This window comes from Burkholderia sp. RF7-non_BP4 (assembly GCF_001521935.1).
Taxonomy (GTDB): Bacteria; Pseudomonadota; Gammaproteobacteria; order Burkholderiales; family Burkholderiaceae; genus Burkholderia; species Burkholderia diffusa.
This window is the reverse complement of the sequence record NZ_LOTA01000025.1, coordinates 308,915-328,451: the sequence shown is the minus strand read 5'-3', so window position 1 is coordinate 328,451 and position 19,537 is coordinate 308,915. Positions and strand designations below refer to the sequence as shown.

Below are 19,537 nucleotides of genomic sequence, written 5' to 3'. Positions count from 1 at the left end.
CGAAATTAAAATAAGACTGAAGCATTACGACCTTTGACTATCCTATTGATATAGGAAGCCTGAATAGGGCGAAGGTCTTAAGACCTTTCCTTTCATCGGTTATTCATCTGTTCGATTGCCATGAAGATACTCATCGTCGACGACCATCCGGTCCTTCGGGACGGTGTAGCGGCCCTGCTTTGCCAGAGCGAGGAAGGCCTGACTGTCGAACAGGTCGGCAATGCAGACGAAGCCATGCGGATACTTGATCAGGATACCGAGGTAGATGCCGTTGTGCTCGACCTGAAGATGCCCGGGATGAATGGCCTCGAAGCCATTTCCACGATTGCAGGCATCCGTCCGGAGGTACAGATCATCGTTCTGTCGATGTCTGAAGATCCTGGCGATGTACGCGCTGCATTTGCGCGTGGCGCACTCGGCTATGTCCCGAAATCGGCTGGCCCGCATACAGTGCTTTCTGCGATCAAGATGGTGCTGATCGGCGAGCGCTACGTGCCGCCGCTCGTGCTTGACCAGCAAGTCTCACCGAATGCTGACGATTCCCACCGTTCGGCACCGTCTTCCCCTGGCGGACCACTCACGCGGCGACAGATCGACGTACTCCGGTATCTCGCCGACGGTGTCCCCAACAAAGTCATCGCAGACAAGCTGGATCTATCCGAGAAGACCGTCAAGGCGCACGTCACGGCCATATTCAGAGCCCTGAATGTGCTGAATCGCACACAGGCCGCCGCCGCCGCGAGAAAGGCCGGTCTCCTGTGAGGTCCGGGCCGATGCGGGTTCGGCCCATCCCTGGCGTGCAGACTCATGATAAATACCGCGTCGAAGAAAGAGCCCTCTCGCTGAACGGCCTGGATTTCCCGGCGATTGTCGACTGCAATCCCGGAATTCGAAACCGGGTTCCGGAAATACCCTCGTCATTGTCGGCGCCCGCAGCCATCCGCGACCAGTGCATCCATTCAGCCGCCTTGCAGCGCAGGCGCGCGTCCAGGGGATCGGCCATCCGCATGTTGACGGCGTCGGATATCAACTTCCGTCGCTTCGGCTTCATGTGAGCCACCCGGTTCCGGTTTTTGGGCCTCCACACCAAGAGAGTCCTCAAACGTCTATTGGCTCGGTATCATGCCGGCACTTCGCGGGAGCGCCGCGAGGCAGAGGCTGTAGCAATCAGAGCTGGAACAGAGGGGGGACGATATGGGGATGACGGTCGGCGAGGCGTCTCGCGTCGGTGGGATGAAGGAGGCGCGACTGATCGCCGGCAAGGGCGGCCAGGCGAATGTCGTGAATCATGTGAATGTACTCGAGACGGTCACCGAGCATGAGGATGACTGGGATATTCGCCATCATCTGTTTCTGACGACATTGAGTTTTACGGGAAGCGACACGAGTCGCCAGGTCGCACTGATCAGACAATTGAGCCGCGGCGGTTGCGCGGCGCTCGTGTTTCAGGCCGGACTGATCGATCCGTTGCAGCCGGCTGTATTGCAGATGGCGGACGAACTCTCGCTGCCGTTGTTTGAACTCCCGCTCAGCGTCGATTACGCGGAAATCCTGACGCCGCTCATCTGCGCCGTTCAGCGCGAGGACGGCTACGTCGCGCGCGAAGCCGGCGTGATTCAGCAGCAGCTGCTGACGGAAATGTTGAACGGCGGCGGATTGAATACGCTCGTGTCGCTGCTCGCGCGCGTTCTGCGACGGTCAGTCGTCGTGCTGGATGATCGTGGCGTGCTTTACGCGGCATCGGACGAATGGAGTGCCGCCGATATCGCCGCCAATCTGCCTGCGTCTATCGTTCCGACCCGGACTGTCGTGAGGAGTGCCGCCTGGATGGTCGCCCTCGGCCGCCGGCCCGATACGCCGGTCGACGGCTACCTGATCGTGAACGTGCCCGACGGGATGGAGCCCAGCCCGCTGGAAGTCGCGACGATGGAGCAGGCGGCGGCGCTTCTGACGCTGGAACTGACGAAGCAGCGCGTGGCCGACGAGGCCTACGCCGAACCGTTCAGGGATTGGCTGGTGCACCTTGCCGCAGGCGACGTCGACCGGGCGAATGCGCTGGCGATGGCGAAGTCGCTCGATCTGTCGCCGCTGAGTGTGGCGGTTCTGTTCGAGCCCGCGCGACCATCATTCGATGCGTCGACGCCGCTCGAGGCACGAGGCCGGCCGATCTGGCGGGCGATCTATGCAATCGAATCGAAACCGCTCGTGTTCGAGTGGGACGGGCGTTTGCTCTGGTTGCCGGCGATTCCGCGCGGTGCGTCGTCCGGCGGCCCGCGGCAGGCGATCGACATGCGGCTTCGCCGGATATGGGAGCGCCTCGCGGATACCGACCGCGAGGCCTGGCGGATCGCATGCGGTGCCCCGGTCGACTCCGCATTGGACCTGTATCGAAGCGTGCTGGACGCCCAGGCGGTATTGGCGCTCGATGCCGCCGCGCTGGCCGACGGCCCGGTCGTGTACGACGATGTCGCGCTCGACGTGCTGTTTTGCCAGATCGCATCGCAACCGGCCGCGCGACGCTGGGTCGACAGCATGGTCGGTGTGCTCGCCGGTCACGACCGGGCGCAGGAAAGCGAGCTCGTGCGTACGCTGGAAGCCTTCTTCGACGCGGGCCAGTCGCATAAATTGGCGGCCCATCGCCTGGGCATTCACCCCAAGACGCTCAAGTATCGGCTGGACAAGATCGAGCAGATCGTCGGTTGCGTGCCCATCCGGGACGGCGCCCAGTTCGCGCTGCACTTCGCATTGAAGCTGTCACGCAGCGCCAGCTGACGCGGTTTTGCCCCGCACGGCTGGCGCGTTATCCCGCCGGGATAACCGACGCGCTTCCCATTGCGCATCTTGTCTAGTGACCGTCCGAATTTGGCGCCTGATTCTCGGTACCACGCTGCTGGACGCGGCTTGCATCCGGCGTGGCGATCTAATCCGAGAACCAAAGGGGCACTCAAGACATGGAACGACGGACAATCGGGCCGGACAGTCGACCGGGCGCAGCGGCAGGGGGCATGCATGCGGCGGCTTGACGAAGGCGCGGTGAGAAACATCGCATTGGGGGCAGCAGTCCTGGGCACGGGCGGCGGCGGCGATACGGCGATCGGGCTTTACATCGCGCTGGATGAAATTCGCCGCAGCGGCCCGATCGAACTGCTGGACGTGAACGAGGTGCCGGCCGGCGCGTTGATCCTGCCGACATCGATGATGGGCGCGCCCGCGGTCTCGATCGAAAAATTGCCATCTGGGCGGGAACTGGACATCGTGTTCGACGATATGCAGGCCGCGCTCGGCAAGCGGGCATTCGCGACGATGCCCGTCGAGATCGGCGGCGGCAATTCGCTGGTGCCGCTCATCCTGGCCGCGCGACGCCGGCTGCCGGTCGTCGACGCGGATGCGATGGGACGCGCGTTTCCGGAATATCAGATGGTGTCGTTTCATCTGCATGGCCTGGCGGCCCGCATCGCCACATTTGCCGATGAACGCGGCAATCGCGCGACCGTGCATCCGAGCGACGGTGAATGGGGGGAACGCCTCTGCCGTCCGCTGGTGGACGCAATGGGTGCGAACGCAACGGCTTGCGATTTCCCGCTGACCGGCGAGGAAGTACGTCGGTGCGCGATACCGGGCTCGATCACGCTGGCCGAGGATATCGGCCGGCTGATTTCGCGGGCCGGCGATCGTCAGACCGGCAACGTCGTGGCCGATCTGGCCGATGCGCTGAACGGCTACCTGCTGATCGAAGGGAAGATCGCCGACCTGAAGCGTCGCACGACGGGAGGATTCACGCGCGGCTCGATGGTGATCGCGGGCATCGAGCGGCACACCGGGCGCAGCGTGACCGTGAATTTTCAGAACGAGTTTCTCGTCGCGCAGGATGCGCAAGGGGTCCTAGCGACCACGCCTGACCTGATCACGCTCGTCGATCATGAAACCGGGCATGCCATTCCGACCGAAACGCTGACGTACGGCATGCGTGTCGCGCTGCTCGCGTGCCCGTGTCATGACCAGTGGCGCACGGAGCAGGGTATCCGGACGACCGGCCCCCGATACTTCGGCTACGAGGTGGACTACGAGCCGGTCGAATCGATTGCAAGGAGGCGCGCATGACCGTCTATCGAATCGGAATCGACGTCGGCGGCACGAATACGGACGCCGCGATCCTGAATGAAAACCTGACGTGCATCGCGACGGCGAAGGTGCCGACGACTGTCGACGTGTTCGGCGGCGTGCGCACCGCCATCGAGCAGTTGTTGTCGGATACCGGCATTGCGCGTGACGAGATCGGACTGGCGATGCTCGGCACCACGCATTGCACCAATGCGATCGTCGAACGCAAACGGCTGCGGCGCGTCGGTCTGCTCCGGCTGGCGGGGCCGTCATCCGCGTCCGTGCCGCCACTGGCCAACTGGCCGCGCGATCTCGCGGCGGCCGTCGGTTTGCAATGGCGCATCGTGGGCGGTGGTTACGAATACGACGGCCGTCTCCTCAGCAAGCTCGTCGAGAGCGAGATCCGGAATACCGTTCGCCAATGGCGCGGCAACGTCGACGCAATTGCCGTGTGCGGCGTGTTTTCCAACATCAATCCCGAACAGGAATGCCTGGTCGAGCAGTGGGTGCGGGATGAACTCGGCGCGATACCCGTCACGCTTTCGCACCGGATCGGATCGGTGGGTTTTCTGCCTCGCGAAAACGCGTCGATCCTGAATGCGGCGCTGGGCGACGTGATCGAGGACGTCATTACCGGGTTCGGCAACGCGCTCAAGGCGACGCGGCTCGACCACGCGCGCGCGATGATCGGACAGAACGACGGCACGCTGATGGCGGCCGATGTCGCCCGTGCGTTTCCGGTGCTCACGATCGGGTGCGGGCCGACCAATTCGCTGAAGGGCGCGGCGTTTCTGTCGGGGCGCAAGGATGCGATCGTCATCGACGTCGGCGGCACCACCGCGGACATCGGGATGTTGATGAAGGGATTCCCGCGCCAGTCGGCGCTCGCCGTCGACATCGGCGGCGTGCGGACGAACTTCAGGATGCCGGACATCATTTCGCTGGGAATCGGCGGCGGCACGGTGATCGGGCGCGGTCCGGACGGCGCGCCGGTGATCGGCCCGCAAAGCGTTGGCTATCGCCTGACCCGCGAAGCGATGGTGTTCGGCGGATCGACGTTGACGCTGACCGACGTCGCGTCCGTTCTCGGCACCGGGCTTTGCATCGGCGATCGCGTGCCGGCCGTGTCGGCCGGCTTCTGCCGGGCTGCATTCAATACGGTGCTGCGGCAACTGGCGGCCGGCGTCGAGCGAATCAGGACCAGTGGTATGCCGTTGCCGGTCATATTGGTCGGCGGCGGAAGCGCATTGTTCCCCGATCGCATCGATGGCGCCGACGAAGTCATCCGCCCGGCCAACTTCGGTGCGGCCAACGCGATCGGCGTGGCGATCGGCGACGTCAGCGGCGAGGTCGATCGCATCGTGACGATGCGCGACGACATCCGCGACGAGACGCTGGCGTCCTTGCGGGATGAGGCGATCCGGGGCGCCGTTCACGCGGGCGCGGATCCGGCCACGGTGGAGATCCTCGAGCAGGAGGACGTGCCGCTTTCTTATCTTCCCGGCAACGCAACGCGAATCCGGTTCAAGGTGGCCGGTCGCCTGATGTCGCCGGCGAATCCTTCACATCGTCAATAGGTGCACGCAGCCATGCTTACTCAATCCACTCTGAAGGCGATTCTCGCGGCGGTTTCGTGCGCGATCACGGCGGCGGTCTGTTGCACGGCGACGCATGCCGACGAGGCCAAGGTGCTTCATGTGTACAACTTCTCGGAAAACATCGCGCCGGGCACCGTCGAGAAGTTCGAGAAGGAAACGGGCATCAAGGTGACGTACGACGTTTACGATACCGACGACACGCTGATGACCAAACTGCTCGCGGGGCGATCGGACTACGACATCGTCGTGCCCAGCAACAACTACTTCGCGAAGGAAAAGGACGCTGGCCTGTTCGCGCGGCTCGATCCGGCGAAGTTGCCGAACCTGAAGAACCTCGATCCGCAGATCGTCAATCTGATCAAGATCAACGATCCGAAGGGGGAATATGGCGTGCCGTACGTATGGGGCATCACGGGGTTGGCCTACAACCTGACCGAGGTCAGGAAGCGTGCCGGCACGGATGCCCCGCTGAACAGCTGGGACATGATCTTCGACCCGAAGTGGGCCGGCAAGCTGAAGTCGTGCGGGATCTCGCTGCAGGACAACGGCGGCGAGACCTTCCAGGATGCGTTGTTCGGGGCGAAGCTCAATCCCGATACGCAGGACCCGAAGGACTTCAAGACCGCGCTCGACAAGCTCAAGGCGATTCGCCCGTATGTCACTCAGTTCAGCTCGTCCAGCTATATCGCGGATCTCGCGGGAGGGGACGTGTGCGCCGCGGTGGCGTACTCCGGCGACGCACAAACGGCGAAGCTCCAGGCGAAGGCGGCAGGACGAAAATTCGATCTGACCTTCGTCATTCCGAAGGAGGGTGCGCCGCTTTGGGTCGACATGTTCGCCGTTCCCGCGGGCTCGCCGCACAAGGAGAATGCGATGAAGTTCATCGACTTCATGTTGCGTGCGGATGTATCGGCCATGCAAACCAATGAGATCAAGTATCCGACATCGGTCAGCGCTGCACGTCCGCTGATCGATCCGAAGATCATGAACGATCCGGCCATCTTTCCGCTCCCCGAGGACATGAAGCGGGTGACGCTCGAGAAGCCACTGCCGATCTCCCTGATGCGCCAGATCAATCGGGACTATCTCGAACTGAAAGCCGGACGATAGGCAGGCGCGGCGCCGGCATGACGGCGTCGCACGCGATGAATATATTCATATTGATATGCATAACGAAATAATTGGCACGGTGAGGAGGCACGGGATGAACAAGCGGATTGGAGCGTTGCTGATGGCCTGTGTGCCGGCGGTTTCCCATGCGGACACGGTCGTCGACGAGCTGAAGGCGCAGTTGCAGGTGCTACAACGAAAGGTCGACAGTCTGGAGCGGGCCGCTAAGGATGCGCCGGCGAAGTCGGGGAGCGCGAATCCGGGTGTTTCGGAGGAGGAATTCGCCGATCTCAAGCAGCAAGTGGCCAGACAGAATCTGCAGGTCGAGACGCTGAGTACGGCGGCGAGCGAGGGGCCGATCGCCGGCCTGTCGATCACCGGCTATCTGGACCCGATGTATCTGTACAACCGGAACGCGCGCAGCGGCGGCGTCTCGTTTCTCGATCACAACAGCGGGTATACGTACTATGGCGGCAACATGGGCGACGTATACCTCGACATCAAGAAGACGTTCGGCGTCGGGCCTACCGCCCCTTCCGCCGAAATCCAGATTCAGCCCAACCGCGGTGCCGGCAATACGACGCTCGACGGTGCCAAGGGAAACAATATTTTCAATTCGGCCTTCGTGACGATCCCGCACGACGACACGAACCAGTTCCTGTTCGGCCTCATGCCCAGCGTCGCAGGCTACGAGTCGCAGCAATCCAACCTGCTGCCGACGCTGACGCACAACCTCCTGTACGACTTCAGCATTCCCGGCTACTTCGTCGGCGCCGGATACAACGGTTCCAAGGGCGACTACAGCTGGAAGGTGATCGTCGGCAATGCGCAGAACCTGACGCACGCGGCGACCGCATCCGATTCGAGCGGACGCCTGCATACGAGTCTCACGCCGATGATCAACTGGCGCATCGATCGCAGCAAGGGCGCCTGGGACGTGGGCTGGGCGGGTGCGATCGGTCGCCAGGCGATCTATTCGGGCAATGCCGGCGGCGATTGCGCGTCGGGGGGCTTCGGCTACAACTGTACGGCTGCATCGCCGTTTTCGACCTACATGTTCATGGACATCGACGCGACCTACGCGGTTGCGGACACGACGTTCAACGCGGAAGTGGACTTCGGCAAGCAGAAGCATGCGGCATGGAACGGACGGGATGCAACATGGTGGGGGCTTTCGATGCTGTACACGCGCAAATGGCACCTGCCGACGATCGGCCTGATGGGCGTCGCGTTGCGCTGGGATTATCTGAACGACAGCAGTAACGGCGGCGGAGGCGGGAATACCTATGTCGGCGGCAGTGCCCAGGCGGGCGCCGCCTCGGCCGGAACCGACGGCCTGAACGGCTTCGGGATCGATCCGCTCTGTCTGGCCGCGTCGAGCGGCAACGGACTCGAATGTCGCGGGGCGAATCGGCAGGACGTCGCGTTCGACCTGATGTTCTACCCGGCCGTGAACTACACGATAAAGGTCGAGTACCGCCATGACTGGGCCAACAAGAACGTGTTCCAGCGCGCCGACGGCTCATGGCGAAAAAGCAATGACGTGATCGGTACGACGCTGGTCTATACGTTCTGATATCGGGCATGGCGCGCGACGCGCATGCCGACGGAATCCGATTTCATTTTCAGACAAGCGAGCACCCCATGAATCTCACCGATGCCGAACCGCTGTTTCAGCGGCAGGCCAACCCAGGCGACACCGCTCGCAGCGACACAGGTTTCGTTCGCATCGAGAAACTGGTCAAGAAGTTCGGCGATGCGATTGCCGTGCAGGAGGCCGACCTCTGCGTCGGCAAGGGCGAACTGTTTGCGCTGCTGGGCAGTTCCGGATGCGGAAAGTCGACGTTGTTGCGCATGCTGGCCGGCTTCGAGGCACCGACTTCGGGCCGCATTTTCGTCGACGGCATGGACATCACGGAATGTCCGCCGTATCGGCGGTCGGTCAACATGATGTTTCAGTCGTATGCGCTGTTTCCGCATCTGAGCGTCGCGCAGAACGTCGCGTTCGGTCTGAAATGGGAAAAGATGACGCGGCGTGCCCGCAGGGAGCGCGTCATGCAGATGCTCGAGCTGGTGCAGATGACCTCGTTTGCGAACCGGCGGCCCGATCAGCTATCCGGCGGGCAGCAGCAGCGTGTCGCACTTGCGCGATCGCTGGCGAAACAGCCGAAGCTCCTGCTGCTCGACGAACCGATGTCGGCACTGGATCGGCAGATTCGCCAGCAGACCCAGCTGGAACTCGTGAAGATCATCGAGAAGGTCGGCGTGACCTGCATCATGGTGACGCACGACCAGGAGGAGGCCATGGCGATGGCTGACCGTCTCGCGATCATGAGCGCCGGAAACATCGTGCAGACGGGAACGCCTCGCGACGTCTACGAGTATCCGAACTGCAGGTTCACGGCGAGTTTCATCGGCACGACCAACATTCTCGAGGGAACCGTGCACGAGAGCAGCCCGGATCATACGGTGATCCGCTGCGGGCAACTCGAGTCGGAGATATACGTCGGCCACGGCATCACGGGGTCGCCCGGCATGGCGGTCGCCGTTTCGGTCCGCCCGACCAGGGTCAGGGTTTCGCGCCGACGGATTGCCGGTGAACGCAACTGCGCTGTCGGCACGGTCGTCGACACGGTGTACATGGGCGATTACTCGAGCTTCCATGTCGCGCTTCCGGGGGGCAGGACGTTGCTCTCGCATGTGCCGGTCGCGGGCGGGACGGGCGAACGCCTGCCCGCCGCGGGAGAAGAGGTCTCCCTATGCTGGGACGCAGACGACGTGATGGTGCTGACGGCATGAACATTTCCCGCATTCAGTTGACGCAGCGCCGCCGGTTGCCGGCCGTGCTGCAACGCGTGCCGGCATGGCTCGGCTCGATTGTGCCGAGCCGGCGCAGCTTCGCGATTGCCGTTCCGTCGGCCTGGCTCGCGCTGGTGCTCGCCATCCCGTTTCTGCTGGTCCTCAAGATCAGTTTTTCAGACGTCGCGCTCCGAAGCCCGCCCTATACGGACACGATCGTCGTGTCGGATTCGCTGATTCGAATCGTATTGAGCCTGCAGCATTACGCCAACGTGCTGACCGACAGTCTCTATGTGTCGACCTACTTCAGTTCGCTGAAGATCGCGGCGATCTCGACCGTCCTGTGTCTCGTGCTCGGTTTTCCGTTCGCGTATTGCATTTCGCGGGCGTCGCCGGCGCGCAGGAACGTGCTGCTGCTCGGCGTGATGTTGCCGTTCTGGACGTCATTCCTGCTGCGGGTCTATGCGTGGAGCGGCATTCTCAAGGACGACGGCATACTCAACCGCGCGCTGATGGCAGCCGGCCTGATCGCGTCGCCGCTGCGTCTCTATCACACCGATATCGGCGTCTACATCGGGATGGTGTACTCGTACCTGCCGTTCATGGTCATGCCGTTGTGCGCGCACCTGATGAAGATGGATATGCGCCTGCTCGAGGCGGCCTACGATCTCGGCGCCGGGCCGGTGGAGGCGTTCTTTCGCGTCACCATCCCGCTCGCGCGAAACGGGATTGTCGCCGGCAGCCTGCTGGTGTTCATTCCGTCGGTCGGCGAATATGTGATCCCCCAACTGCTCGGCGGATCCGACACGTTGATGATCGGGCGGTTGATGTGGGACGAGTTCTTCAACAATATGGATTGGCCGGCGGCGGCGGCCATCACCGTCGCGATGATGGTGCTGCTGCTCGTACCGATCGCCGCATTTCAGCATTACCAGAACCGCGAGCGTGGAGGCACGGCATGAAGAACATGACTGGCAAGGCGAGCGTGCTCGTGCTCGTTCTCGGATTTGCATTCCTGTACTTTCCGATCGCGAGCGTGATCGTTTACTCGTTCAACGATTCGAAGCTCGCAAGCGTGTGGTCCCATGCGTCGTTGAGATGGTATGCCGAGCTGACGCGCGACGACGAACTGCTGCACGCGGCCGGGCTTTCGCTGAAAATCGCGTTTTGCACCGCGTGCCTGTCGGTCCTGGTCGGCACATGGGCGGGCTTCATTCTCGCGCGCTTCAATCGCTTTCGCGGGCGGTCCGCGTTTTCGCTGCTGATCAATGCACCGCTCGTCATTCCCGAAGTGGTGCTCGGCATCGCGTTGCTGCTGTTGTTCGTCGCGCTCGAGCAATGTCTCGGCTGGCCGTCCGGGCGCGGATGGATGACGATGACGATCGGACATACGGTGCTGTGCGTGTCCTACGTCGCGGTCATCGTTCAGTCGCGCGTCAAGGAGCTGAATATCGCCATCGAGGAGGCCGCGCTTGATCTGGGCGCCGGCCCGGTCGCCGCGTTCTTTCACGTGACGCTCCCGGCGATCTTTCAGGCGATAGTGTCCGGATGGCTGCTGTCGTTCACGATTTCGCTCGACGACCTCATTCTGTCTGCATTTCTCTCCGGGCCAGGTTCGACCACGCTGCCACTGGTGGTGTTCTCCCGGGTGCGGCTGGGGATGAATCCGGAGATGAACGCGCTGGCGACTGTGATGATCGGGGGCGTGTCGCTGATCGTACTGGCGGCGAGCGGTCTAAAACGCCGGCAGGTTCGCTTTGCGCGGTAAGGCGAGTTTGGCCGACCGGGCTCCAGCGGCGCAATCTTCGAAAGCGGGGGCGGACCGTGACATCCGCCGTCCGGGAAATTCCTACTAGTTGTCTAGGGAGGTTCCCGCCATCATGTTTCTTATTGTGGAACATAGTTCCAAAATATGGAACCAGCGATGGGCTCTCTCGAAAACACCAGTGCGATTTTCCAGCTTCTGACTCGTCTGCGGCGTGCCGTGACGGTCAGCGATGTCGTCCAATACCTCGACATGCCGAAGAGTTCGGCGTCGCGTGTCCTGAAGCAGATGGCGGAGCAGAGGCTCCTCGAACGCGACCCCGGGACGCTTGCCTACGGGCCGGCATTGATGCTGCTCGAGCTTGCGCATATGGTCCGGGCGTCGACACCCTTGCTCAGCATGATGGACAAGGCGTTGAGCGGATTGTGCGAACAGACCGGACATACGGGGTACATCTCTGTTCTCGACGAGCAGGAAGTCGTCGTGCTCCGTGTTCATCCCGGCATTCATCCATTGCGCGTCGTCACCTTTCCGGGGCAACGCGGGCCCGCATGGGCCGGCTCGACCGGCCGGGCACTTCTGGCGCGAGAGCCAGACGAATCCGTCGCGCACCGATTCGCCGGCGGGTTGCCGGCAACTTCGTCCGCTGCGCCGGATACGGTCGCCGAACTTTTGCGGCGGATCGCGGAAACCCGTCGCACGGGCTTCTCGGTCGCGCTGGACGAATCGCTGCCGGGGATCGGTGCGGTCGGATGCGCGGTCGGTGATCCTTCCAGCGGTGAGTCGCTGGCATTCAGCCTGACGTTTCCACTCACGATGAGCACGCCAGCGGAGATCGAACGTCTCGCCGCGATGACGCGAGAGCAGGCGTCCCAACTGGGCCGCACGGTCGGGGATCCGTACTGGTCGACGGGAGCGGCTACGGGCGCCTGATGCTGCGTCGAACGCGGCACCGTCGCTCGTACGCAGACTTCTGATCGGTATTCAGCCGGGAGCGGCAGGCTGTCGAAGCCTCCACGACGGCGGCTCGATCATTGAAATAAGTATGACTAATCAAAATTGACGGTATTACAGAAAAGGAATGCTGATATGTCCTCGATCGGGAAATCAATGCCGGATGACGAGTCGTCTCCGCAAGTTCATCCGGGTACGTTTACTTTTTCAAATGCAGTTTTATTGGTAGTGCTAAGTATAGTCGGTGCGATCATCGGTATCGAGGTCGTCACGTCGCTTGGCGTCACGCCGATCACATCGATTGTCGGCGCGCTTGTTGCGATGGTGCTGGGGCGCGTGCCACTTCGCCTGTTCGCCGGGTACCGGTCGATTCACGTGCAGAACCTGGCTCAGAGCGCGATTTCTGCCGCGACGTTCGGCGCCGCCAACAGTTTGTTGCTGCCCATCGCCATTCCATACGTATTCGGTCGCTCCGATCTGGTGATGCCGATGTTCGCAGGCGCCGCGCTGGCGATGCTGCTCGACGGCTATCTCCTGTATCGGATGTTCGATACGAGACTGTTTCCCGCGTCTGGTACATGGCCGCCGGGCATCGCCGCCGCAGAGGCCATCAAGGCCGGCGATCAGGGCGGACGCCAGGCTCGTCTTCTCGGCGCCGGTGTGGCGGTGGGTGCGGTCGGATCGTGGTTCAACATTCCGATGTCCGCGTTCGGGACGGCGTTCATCGGCAATATCTGGTCGCTTCTGATGTTCGGCGTCGGTCTTCTGATGCGCGGTTATTCACAGCCGGTCCTCGGAATCGACATCGGCAAGGCGTATATCCCGCACGGGATCATGATCGGTGCAGGTGTGGTTGCGCTGACGCAAGCCGTGATGATTATCGTCCGGCGTCGCGGCGTGGACGCCGAGCATTCCGATTCCGCCCGGAACGTCCGGGTGCTCGGCCAGTCGCTGCGATTCGGTGCGATCGCGTATGTGTCGATCGCCGCCATGCTCGCGATGCTGGGCGGGTTGTTTACGGAGATGTCGCCCGGCATGTTGATGGCGTTCGTGCTGTACGCGGCGCTCGCGGCATTCGTGCATGAACTGATCGTAGGTATCGCCGCGATGCATTCCGGATGGTTTCCGGCATTCGCGGTGGCGCTGATTACGTTGCTGGTCGGCATGCTGATTGGCTTTCCGCCGATCGCGCTGGCGTTGCTGTGCGGCTTTTCCGCGGCAACGGGCCCGGCATTCGCCGACATGGGCTACGACCTGAAAGCCGGTTATCTGCTGCGTGGTCGCGGCCAGAACGCGAGCTTTGAAATGGCGGGGCGGCAGCAGCAGTTCTTTGCGGCGACGCTGGCGTTCGTCATCTCGATTCTGGTCGTCTATTTCGCGCATCGCAGCTATTTCCACGCTGGACTGATTCCGCCCGTCGCGAAGGTGTACGTGGCGACGATCAAGGCCGGTGTCGCGGCGGACGTCGCGAAGTCATTGGCGATCTGGGCGATTCCCGGTGCGATTGCCCAGTGGCTGGGCGGCCCGAAGCGTCAGATCGGCGTGTTGCTCGCAACCGGCCTCCTGATTGCAAGTCCGCTGGCGGGCTGGTGCGTAGTGACCGGCATCGCGTTGCGTCTGGTGATCGAGCGCATGGGCGGCGAGGCAGCGCGCGGCGGCATGGAGACGTTCGCAGCGGGCGTCATTGCCGGCGATGCACTGTTCAGTTTCGTCAGCCCGTTGGTGACGTTGGGCAAGACAGGTAAATAATCAGGGTAAGTCATATGAGTTTGCATCAAACCATCCAGGTATTCGAAGCGCTCGACAGCGCCTATGCGTCGGGTCAAACGATCCAGGCGCTTTTTCGATTGTTTCCTGAAGTCGAGGTCGAGGTAACGCCTCTCGTTGGAGCGAAGGGCGATACCGATTTCGTCAGGATGGCGATCCCGGGCCGCGTGGGAAAGCGGGCAGGAGGCCATGCGCCGACGCTCGGTATCGTCGGACGGTTGGGCGGTCTCGGCGCGAGACCGGCATGCATCGGCCTGGTATCCGATGCCGACGGTGCGATCGCGGCGGTGGCCACGGCGCTCAAACTGGCAACCATGCGAGAGCGGGGCGACGTATTGGCCGGTGACGTGATCATCACGACGCATGTTTGTCCGGACGCACCGACCCAGCCGCGCGAGCCTGTCGACTTCATGGATTCGCCGGTCGAATTCGAAAAGATCGAAGCGCAGGAAGTGCTGCCCGAGATGGATGCCGTCCTCTCCGTCGATACGACGAAAGGAAACAGGATTCTCAATCACAAGGGATTCGCGATTTCACCGACGGTAAAGCAGGGCTACATCCTGCGCGTTTCGGAGGATCTGCTGCGAATCATGGAGATGACGACCGGTCGACTGCCCGTCACGTTTCCGGTGACGACTCAGGACATCACGCCGTACGGGAACGGCGTGCATCATCTGAACAGCATCATGCAACCGTCGATTTCGACGTCTGCGCCGGTGGTCGGCGTCGCGATCTCGACCGAGGCGACGGTGCCCGGTTGTGGCACGGGCGCGAGTCATGAAATCGACATCGCGGCAGCCGTCGCATTCATGACCGAGGTTGCGAAGGCATTCACGAGCGGGAAATGTCGGCTTCACGACATGGAAGAGTATGACCGTCTCGTCGAACTGTACGGCTCGCTCGCGCACCTGCAGCAGCGACACGTGCTCGGCTGATGCGGAAATGAGTCATCGAGTGCTTGCCACGTTGACGATCGGCCAGGCGCCTAGGCCGGATATCGCACCGGTCGTCGAGGCCGCGATGCCGCGCGGCGTGAAGTGTGTTCATGCCGGGGTGCTGGATGGACTGACACGCGCCGAAATGGACAGACGCTTCGCGCCGCGCAAGAAGCAACCAAAGCTCGTGACGCGGATTGCAGACGGTACGACCGTCGTCCTCGACAAAGAGGCTGTCGGCATTGCAATGCAGGAGATGCTCGAGCGCCTCGAAGCGCGAGGATGCGACGCAGTTCTGCTGCTGTGCACCGGCGAATTCGACGGCCTTTCGTGTAGGCGTGCTCGGCTTTTCGAGCCCGACAAGATGATTCCGGCGGTAGTCGGCGTGTTGGCTCAATCGTGGAAAGTCGGGGTCATCGTACCGCTTCGCGAGCAGATCGAAACGGCGATGTCGAAGTGGCAGGACCTGGCGACGCCGGCATTGTACGAAGCGGCATCGCCCTATGTCGGAGACAGCCGGGAATTGACGGCGGCCGCGCGTGCGCTACGCGCGCGCGGTGCGCAGATGCTGGTGCTCGACTGCATGGGATACGAACAACGTCATCGGGAATGCGCTTCTCGCGAGGCGGGATGCCCGGTGATCCTGTCGAATACGCTGGCGGCCAGACTGGTCGCCGAATGGATGTGAACGTTGTTCGCGCCTTGGCCGCGGTAACGATATTCCAATAAAGGAAGAAAATTGAAACGTCTTCTGTTGATGAGCAGTTCTCGCAAGGGTGATCTCGGATATCTTGCGCATGCGCGCGAGCAGATCGACCTTGTTCTCAAGGGGCGCGCAAAGCGGGTTCTGTTCGTCCCTTATGCAGGCGGCATCACGTCGACCTACGACGAATACGAACAAATGACGCGCCCCGTTTTCGAACAGGGCGGCTTCGAATTCGAGTCGATTCATCGCGCCAATCCGCTTCGGGCGATTGCCGAAGCGGAGGCGATCGCCATCGGCGGCGGCAATACGTTCGCGCTGCTCAAGCGTCTGTATGACGAACGCATCGTCGATGCCATCCGGGAACGTGTGAATGACGGCATGCCGTATATCGGCTGGAGCGCCGGATGCAATGTCGCATGTCCGACGATCCGTACGACCAACGACATGCCGATCGTTCAGCCGCCGACCTTGCGTGCGCTCGGATTGATCCATTTTCAGATCAATCCGCATTTCATCAGCGGAAAGCCGGCGGGGTTCAACGGCGAAAGCCGGGAAGAGCGAATCGCGGAATTTCTCGCGATCAATCCCCGGGAGCACGTCGTCGCATTGCCGGAAGGCACTGCGTTGCTCGTCGACGGCGCCGCCGCAATGATATTGGGCGAACAGGCCGCACTGCATTTCGTTGATTCGCACAGGGCGATTCACCTGACGGCGAACGAGATATTCAACCTGGGTGAAATCAAGGGGCCGGTGATCGACGGAAGCTGGCCCATCTCCAGGCAGTGATCGGCGCGTCGATAAGCGGCGCTTCGGGATTTCATCAAGTACCGATTCATTTCAACGTGGGCAATCAAGGAGGAGAAAATGGGAAAATATAAATTAGGAATGCTTGCTTGTGCGATGTCGATGTATGGCGGTGTGGTTCAGGCGCAGAGCAGCGTGACGCTGTACGGAGTCATCGATGCGGGGATCACCTACGTCAGCAACACTGGCGGGTCCGGCGTCGCGAAATTCGACGATGGCGTCTCGTATGGAAACCGCTGGGGCCTGAAGGGAACCGAGGATCTCGGGGGAGGGCTGACGGCGGTCTTTGCGCTCGAAAGCGGATTCAGTGTGGCGAACGGGCAACTCGGATTCGGCGGCGCGGCGTTCGGGCGGCAGGCATACGTCGGACTTCGGAACGAGTGGGGTACGTTGTCGCTCGGCAACCAGCTGGACATGACGAAGGAGTTTGTCACGTACTACAACGTATCCGGATGGGGGAGCGGATACGCGATTCACCAGGGCGATTTCGACCGGTTCAACGGGGATCGGTTGCCGAATTCCGTGAAATTCAAGTCGGCCAACTTCGGCGGACTCGAGTTCGGCGGCATGTATTCCTTCGGCGGGGTGGCCGGGGCGTTTCATCAAAACAGCGCCTACAGCGCAGGTGCGCATTATGCCAACGGTCGATTTTCGATGGGTGCTGCATATACGCAGCTCAACAATCCGCACGGGATATACGCGTTCGATCCATACCTGATGATCGGCACCAGGACGTTCCTCGGGAAACCGACGGTCAGCGTCGATTCGGCGACCGGAGCCGTGACCGACCTGTATGCGAGCACGCCTTTCGCGGTCGACAAACAGGCGACGTTCGGTATTGGTGCGGGTTATGAAATCGGCAAGGTAACCCTGCTCGGCAATTTCACGTATTCGACCATCAAGGGAAATGGGCAGACGTCGAGAATGAAAGTCGGCGAGGGCGGCGCAGCCTGGCAGGTGACGCCGTCGTTCAGCGTGATCGGAGGGTATCAGTACACGACGTTCGAAGGCCATCACTGGAACGAAGGGGCGCTTGGCCTCCATTACCTGCTGTCGAAACGGACCGATGTCTATCTGTCAGGCGACTACGTGAAGGCGTCGAGCGGTGTGAACGCGGTGGTGGGTTACAGCTTCGTGCCGTCGTCGACCACGACACAGGCAGACGTACGAATCGGGATGCGCCACTCGTTCTAGTCGCCTTTTTGAGCAACGTGAACAGGCCGCGACATTCCGGCTGACATTCGTCGCCGAGCCCGCAAGCAGAGGGATTGACCGGGAGATCCTTCCGATGCGGGCTCGCCTGGGGAGCGCGACATGATCGTGGGGCTGCTTCCGTCGTACCGACGCAGGCAACAAAAAAACCCGCGAAGCCATGCGCTGTCGCGGGTTTTTTACAGATGCACGAAACACGGAAAAACCGTATTTGGTGCCGACGGCGAGACTCGAACTCGCACAGCTTTCGCCACTACCCCCTCAAGATAGCGTGTCTACCAATTTCACCACGTCGGCACTGCAAGGGGGCGAATTGTAGCGTTACATTGCGCGTTTGTGAAGGGGGTATGACACGGCGAGCGGATACGCGAAAGCGATCCCGGTAGAATTCGGGCGACCGGTCCGACGACCATCGCCATGGCTACCCGTTTTCCACCGTGACCACCACCCTCGAACAACTGCAGGCCGGCCAGCTGTCGGGCGCCCGGCAACTCAAGCTCGCGTGCGGGCTGACCGAATTACCGCGCGAGATCTTCGATCTGGCGGACACGCTCGAAGTGCTCGACCTGTCCGGCAATGCGCTGTCGGCGCTGCCGGACGACCTGTCGCGGCTGCATCGGCTGCGCATCCTGTTCGCGTCCGGCAATCGCTTCACCGAATTTCCGGACGTGCTCGGCACGTGCGCGCAGCTCGACATGATCGGCTTCAAGGCGAACCGGATTCGCACGGTGCCGCGCGGGTCGCTGCCGCGCGCGCTGCGCTGGCTGATCCTGACCGACAACGAAATCGATGAGCTGCCCGCCGGGATCGGCGATTGTTCGCGCTTGCAGAAGCTGATGCTGGCGGGCAACCGGCTGCGCGCGTTGCCGCCCGAAATGGCCGCGTGCCGTGCGCTCGAACTGGTGCGCCTGTCGGCGAACCGGCTCGACGCGCTGCCGGATTGGCTGTTGCGCCTGCCGCGCCTTGCGTGGCTCGCGTCCGCGGGCAATCCGTTCGGCGCCGCGCCGGAAGCAGCGGCGTCGGCCGAGCCGGGCGTCGCGGACATCGACTGGACGTCGCTCGCGTTCGAACAGAAGCTCGGCGAAGGCGCATCGGGTGTCATTTATCGCGCGCAGTGGCGCGCGGACGGCCAGGTGCCGCGCGCGGTCGCTGTCAAGCTGTTCAAGGGGGCCGTGACGAGCGACGGCCTGCCCGATTGCGAAATGGCCGCGTGCCTGCACGCCGGGCGTCATCCGAACATGATTCCGGTGATCGGCAAGGTGCACGGCCATCCGGAGGGCGCGCACGGCCTCATGATGGAACTGGTCGATCCGGCGCTGACGAACCTCGCCGGGCCGCCGAGCTTCGCGTCCTGCACGCGCGATGTATATGGGGCCGATGCGCGATTCGCGCCGGCCGAGGCATCGCGGATCGCGCTCGGCATCGCGTCGGTTGCAGCGCATCTGCACGCGCGCGGCATCATGCACGGCGACCTGTACGCGCACAACATCCTGCACGACGGCAACGGCGGCGCGCTGCTTGGCGATTTCGGCGCGGCGTCGGTCTACGACGTGAACGACCGCGTGCGCGCGGCGCGGCTCGAACGGCTGGAAGTCAGGGCGTTCGGTTATCTGCTCGGCGAGTTGCTGGCGCGATGCGAGCCGCGTGCGTGGGAAGGTTCGCATGCACTCGACGCGCTGGCGGCCGCCTGCTTGAACGAGGAGATCGACGCGCGGCCGTCGTTCGGCGAGATTGCGGCCGTGCTGGCCGCATCGAAGGGCTGACGGTTCCGCCCGCGCCGCGACGC

17 protein-coding genes and 1 tRNA gene are annotated in these 19,537 nt (G+C 62.4%); 16 read left to right on the top strand and 2 right to left on the bottom strand.

The genetic code is table 11. The features are described from left to right. Nucleotides 1-120 precede the first annotated feature (120 nt). Nucleotides 121-762, top strand: coding sequence for a response regulator (locus WS49_RS09765; protein WP_059527116.1), 642 nt, complete (start codon nucleotides 121-123; stop codon nucleotides 760-762). 43 nt (nucleotides 763-805) lie between these two features. Here the strand turns inward: WS49_RS09765 and WS49_RS34930 are convergent, their stop codons facing one another. Further along, nucleotides 806-1,051 carry a hypothetical protein gene (locus WS49_RS34930; RefSeq protein ID WP_156441373.1) on the bottom strand — a complete coding sequence of 82 codons (246 nt, stop codon included), beginning with the start codon at nucleotides 1,049-1,051 and terminating at the stop codon, nucleotides 806-808. Nucleotides 1,052-1,200: 149 nt separating this feature from the next. On the opposite strand from WS49_RS34930, the gene WS49_RS09760 reads away from it, so the two are divergent. The 14 genes from WS49_RS09760 (at nucleotide 1,201) to WS49_RS09695 (ending at nucleotide 17,733) form a co-directional block, all read left to right on the top strand. Next, nucleotides 1,201-2,772: a PucR family transcriptional regulator gene (locus tag WS49_RS09760; protein ID WP_059596249.1), complete on the top strand. Its 1,572-nt coding sequence runs from the start codon at nucleotides 1,201-1,203 to the stop codon at nucleotides 2,770-2,772. Nucleotides 2,773-2,901: 129 nt separating this feature from the next. Beyond that, entirely contained in the window at nucleotides 2,902-4,101 is a 1,200-nt protein-coding gene (locus WS49_RS09755) for a DUF917 domain-containing protein (protein WP_218921611.1), read from the top strand. Continuing rightward, nucleotides 4,098-5,678, top strand: coding sequence for a hydantoinase/oxoprolinase N-terminal domain-containing protein (locus WS49_RS09750; RefSeq protein ID WP_059527108.1), 1,581 nt, complete (start codon nucleotides 4,098-4,100; stop codon nucleotides 5,676-5,678). The genes WS49_RS09755 and WS49_RS09750 overlap by 4 nt, the downstream gene beginning before the upstream one ends. A gap of 12 nt (nucleotides 5,679-5,690) precedes the next feature. Next, entirely contained in the window at nucleotides 5,691-6,809 is a 1,119-nt protein-coding gene (locus tag WS49_RS09745) for an extracellular solute-binding protein (RefSeq protein ID WP_059527104.1), read from the top strand. Between the two features lie 94 nt (nucleotides 6,810-6,903). Beyond that, nucleotides 6,904-8,385: a DUF3138 family protein gene (locus tag WS49_RS09740; RefSeq protein ID WP_059527101.1), complete on the top strand. Its 1,482-nt coding sequence runs from the start codon at nucleotides 6,904-6,906 to the stop codon at nucleotides 8,383-8,385. Between the two features lie 68 nt (nucleotides 8,386-8,453). Next, entirely contained in the window at nucleotides 8,454-9,608 is a 1,155-nt protein-coding gene (locus WS49_RS09735; protein WP_059527098.1) for an ABC transporter ATP-binding protein, read from the top strand. Further along, on the top strand, nucleotides 9,605-10,570 hold the full coding sequence (locus WS49_RS09730; protein ID WP_082721869.1) for an ABC transporter permease subunit: 966 nt from the start codon (nucleotides 9,605-9,607) through the stop codon (nucleotides 10,568-10,570). The genes WS49_RS09735 and WS49_RS09730 overlap by 4 nt, the downstream gene beginning before the upstream one ends. A 5-nt stretch (nucleotides 10,571-10,575) precedes the next feature. Next, entirely contained in the window at nucleotides 10,576-11,376 is an 801-nt protein-coding gene (locus WS49_RS09725; protein ID WP_156441376.1) for an ABC transporter permease subunit, read from the top strand. Nucleotides 11,377-11,532: 156 nt separating this feature from the next. After that, complete coding sequence (locus WS49_RS09720; protein ID WP_059527091.1) at nucleotides 11,533-12,306, top strand: IclR family transcriptional regulator; 774 nt, start codon at nucleotides 11,533-11,535, stop codon at nucleotides 12,304-12,306. Between the two features lie 156 nt (nucleotides 12,307-12,462). Next, nucleotides 12,463-14,076, top strand: a complete 1,614-nt coding sequence (locus WS49_RS09715; RefSeq protein WP_257127677.1) for an OPT/YSL family transporter — start codon at nucleotides 12,463-12,465, stop codon at nucleotides 14,074-14,076. Between the two features lie 14 nt (nucleotides 14,077-14,090). Further along, nucleotides 14,091-15,029, top strand: coding sequence for a DUF1177 domain-containing protein (locus tag WS49_RS09710; RefSeq protein WP_059527088.1), 939 nt, complete (start codon nucleotides 14,091-14,093; stop codon nucleotides 15,027-15,029). Between the two features lie 19 nt (nucleotides 15,030-15,048). Continuing rightward, on the top strand, nucleotides 15,049-15,717 hold the full coding sequence (locus tag WS49_RS09705; protein ID WP_257127676.1) for an AroM family protein: 669 nt from the start codon (nucleotides 15,049-15,051) through the stop codon (nucleotides 15,715-15,717). 51 nt (nucleotides 15,718-15,768) lie between these two features. Then, complete coding sequence (gene pepE, locus WS49_RS09700) at nucleotides 15,769-16,521, top strand: dipeptidase PepE (protein WP_063888583.1); 753 nt, start codon at nucleotides 15,769-15,771, stop codon at nucleotides 16,519-16,521. Between the two features lie 78 nt (nucleotides 16,522-16,599). Continuing rightward, on the top strand, nucleotides 16,600-17,733 hold the full coding sequence (locus WS49_RS09695) for a porin (protein ID WP_082725494.1): 1,134 nt from the start codon (nucleotides 16,600-16,602) through the stop codon (nucleotides 17,731-17,733). Between the two features lie 230 nt (nucleotides 17,734-17,963). On the opposite strand, the gene WS49_RS09690 is transcribed toward WS49_RS09695, so the two are convergent. Then, a tRNA-Leu gene (locus WS49_RS09690) sits at nucleotides 17,964-18,048 on the bottom strand. Between the two features lie 140 nt (nucleotides 18,049-18,188). Between WS49_RS09690 and WS49_RS09685 the strand changes: the two genes are divergently transcribed. Further along, the gene (locus WS49_RS09685) at nucleotides 18,189-19,514 is read left to right on the top strand and encodes a leucine-rich repeat-containing protein kinase family protein (RefSeq protein ID WP_059527076.1); all 1,326 of its coding nucleotides are present in this window, start codon (nucleotides 18,189-18,191) and stop codon (nucleotides 19,512-19,514) included. Nucleotides 19,515-19,537: the final 23 nt, after the last annotated feature.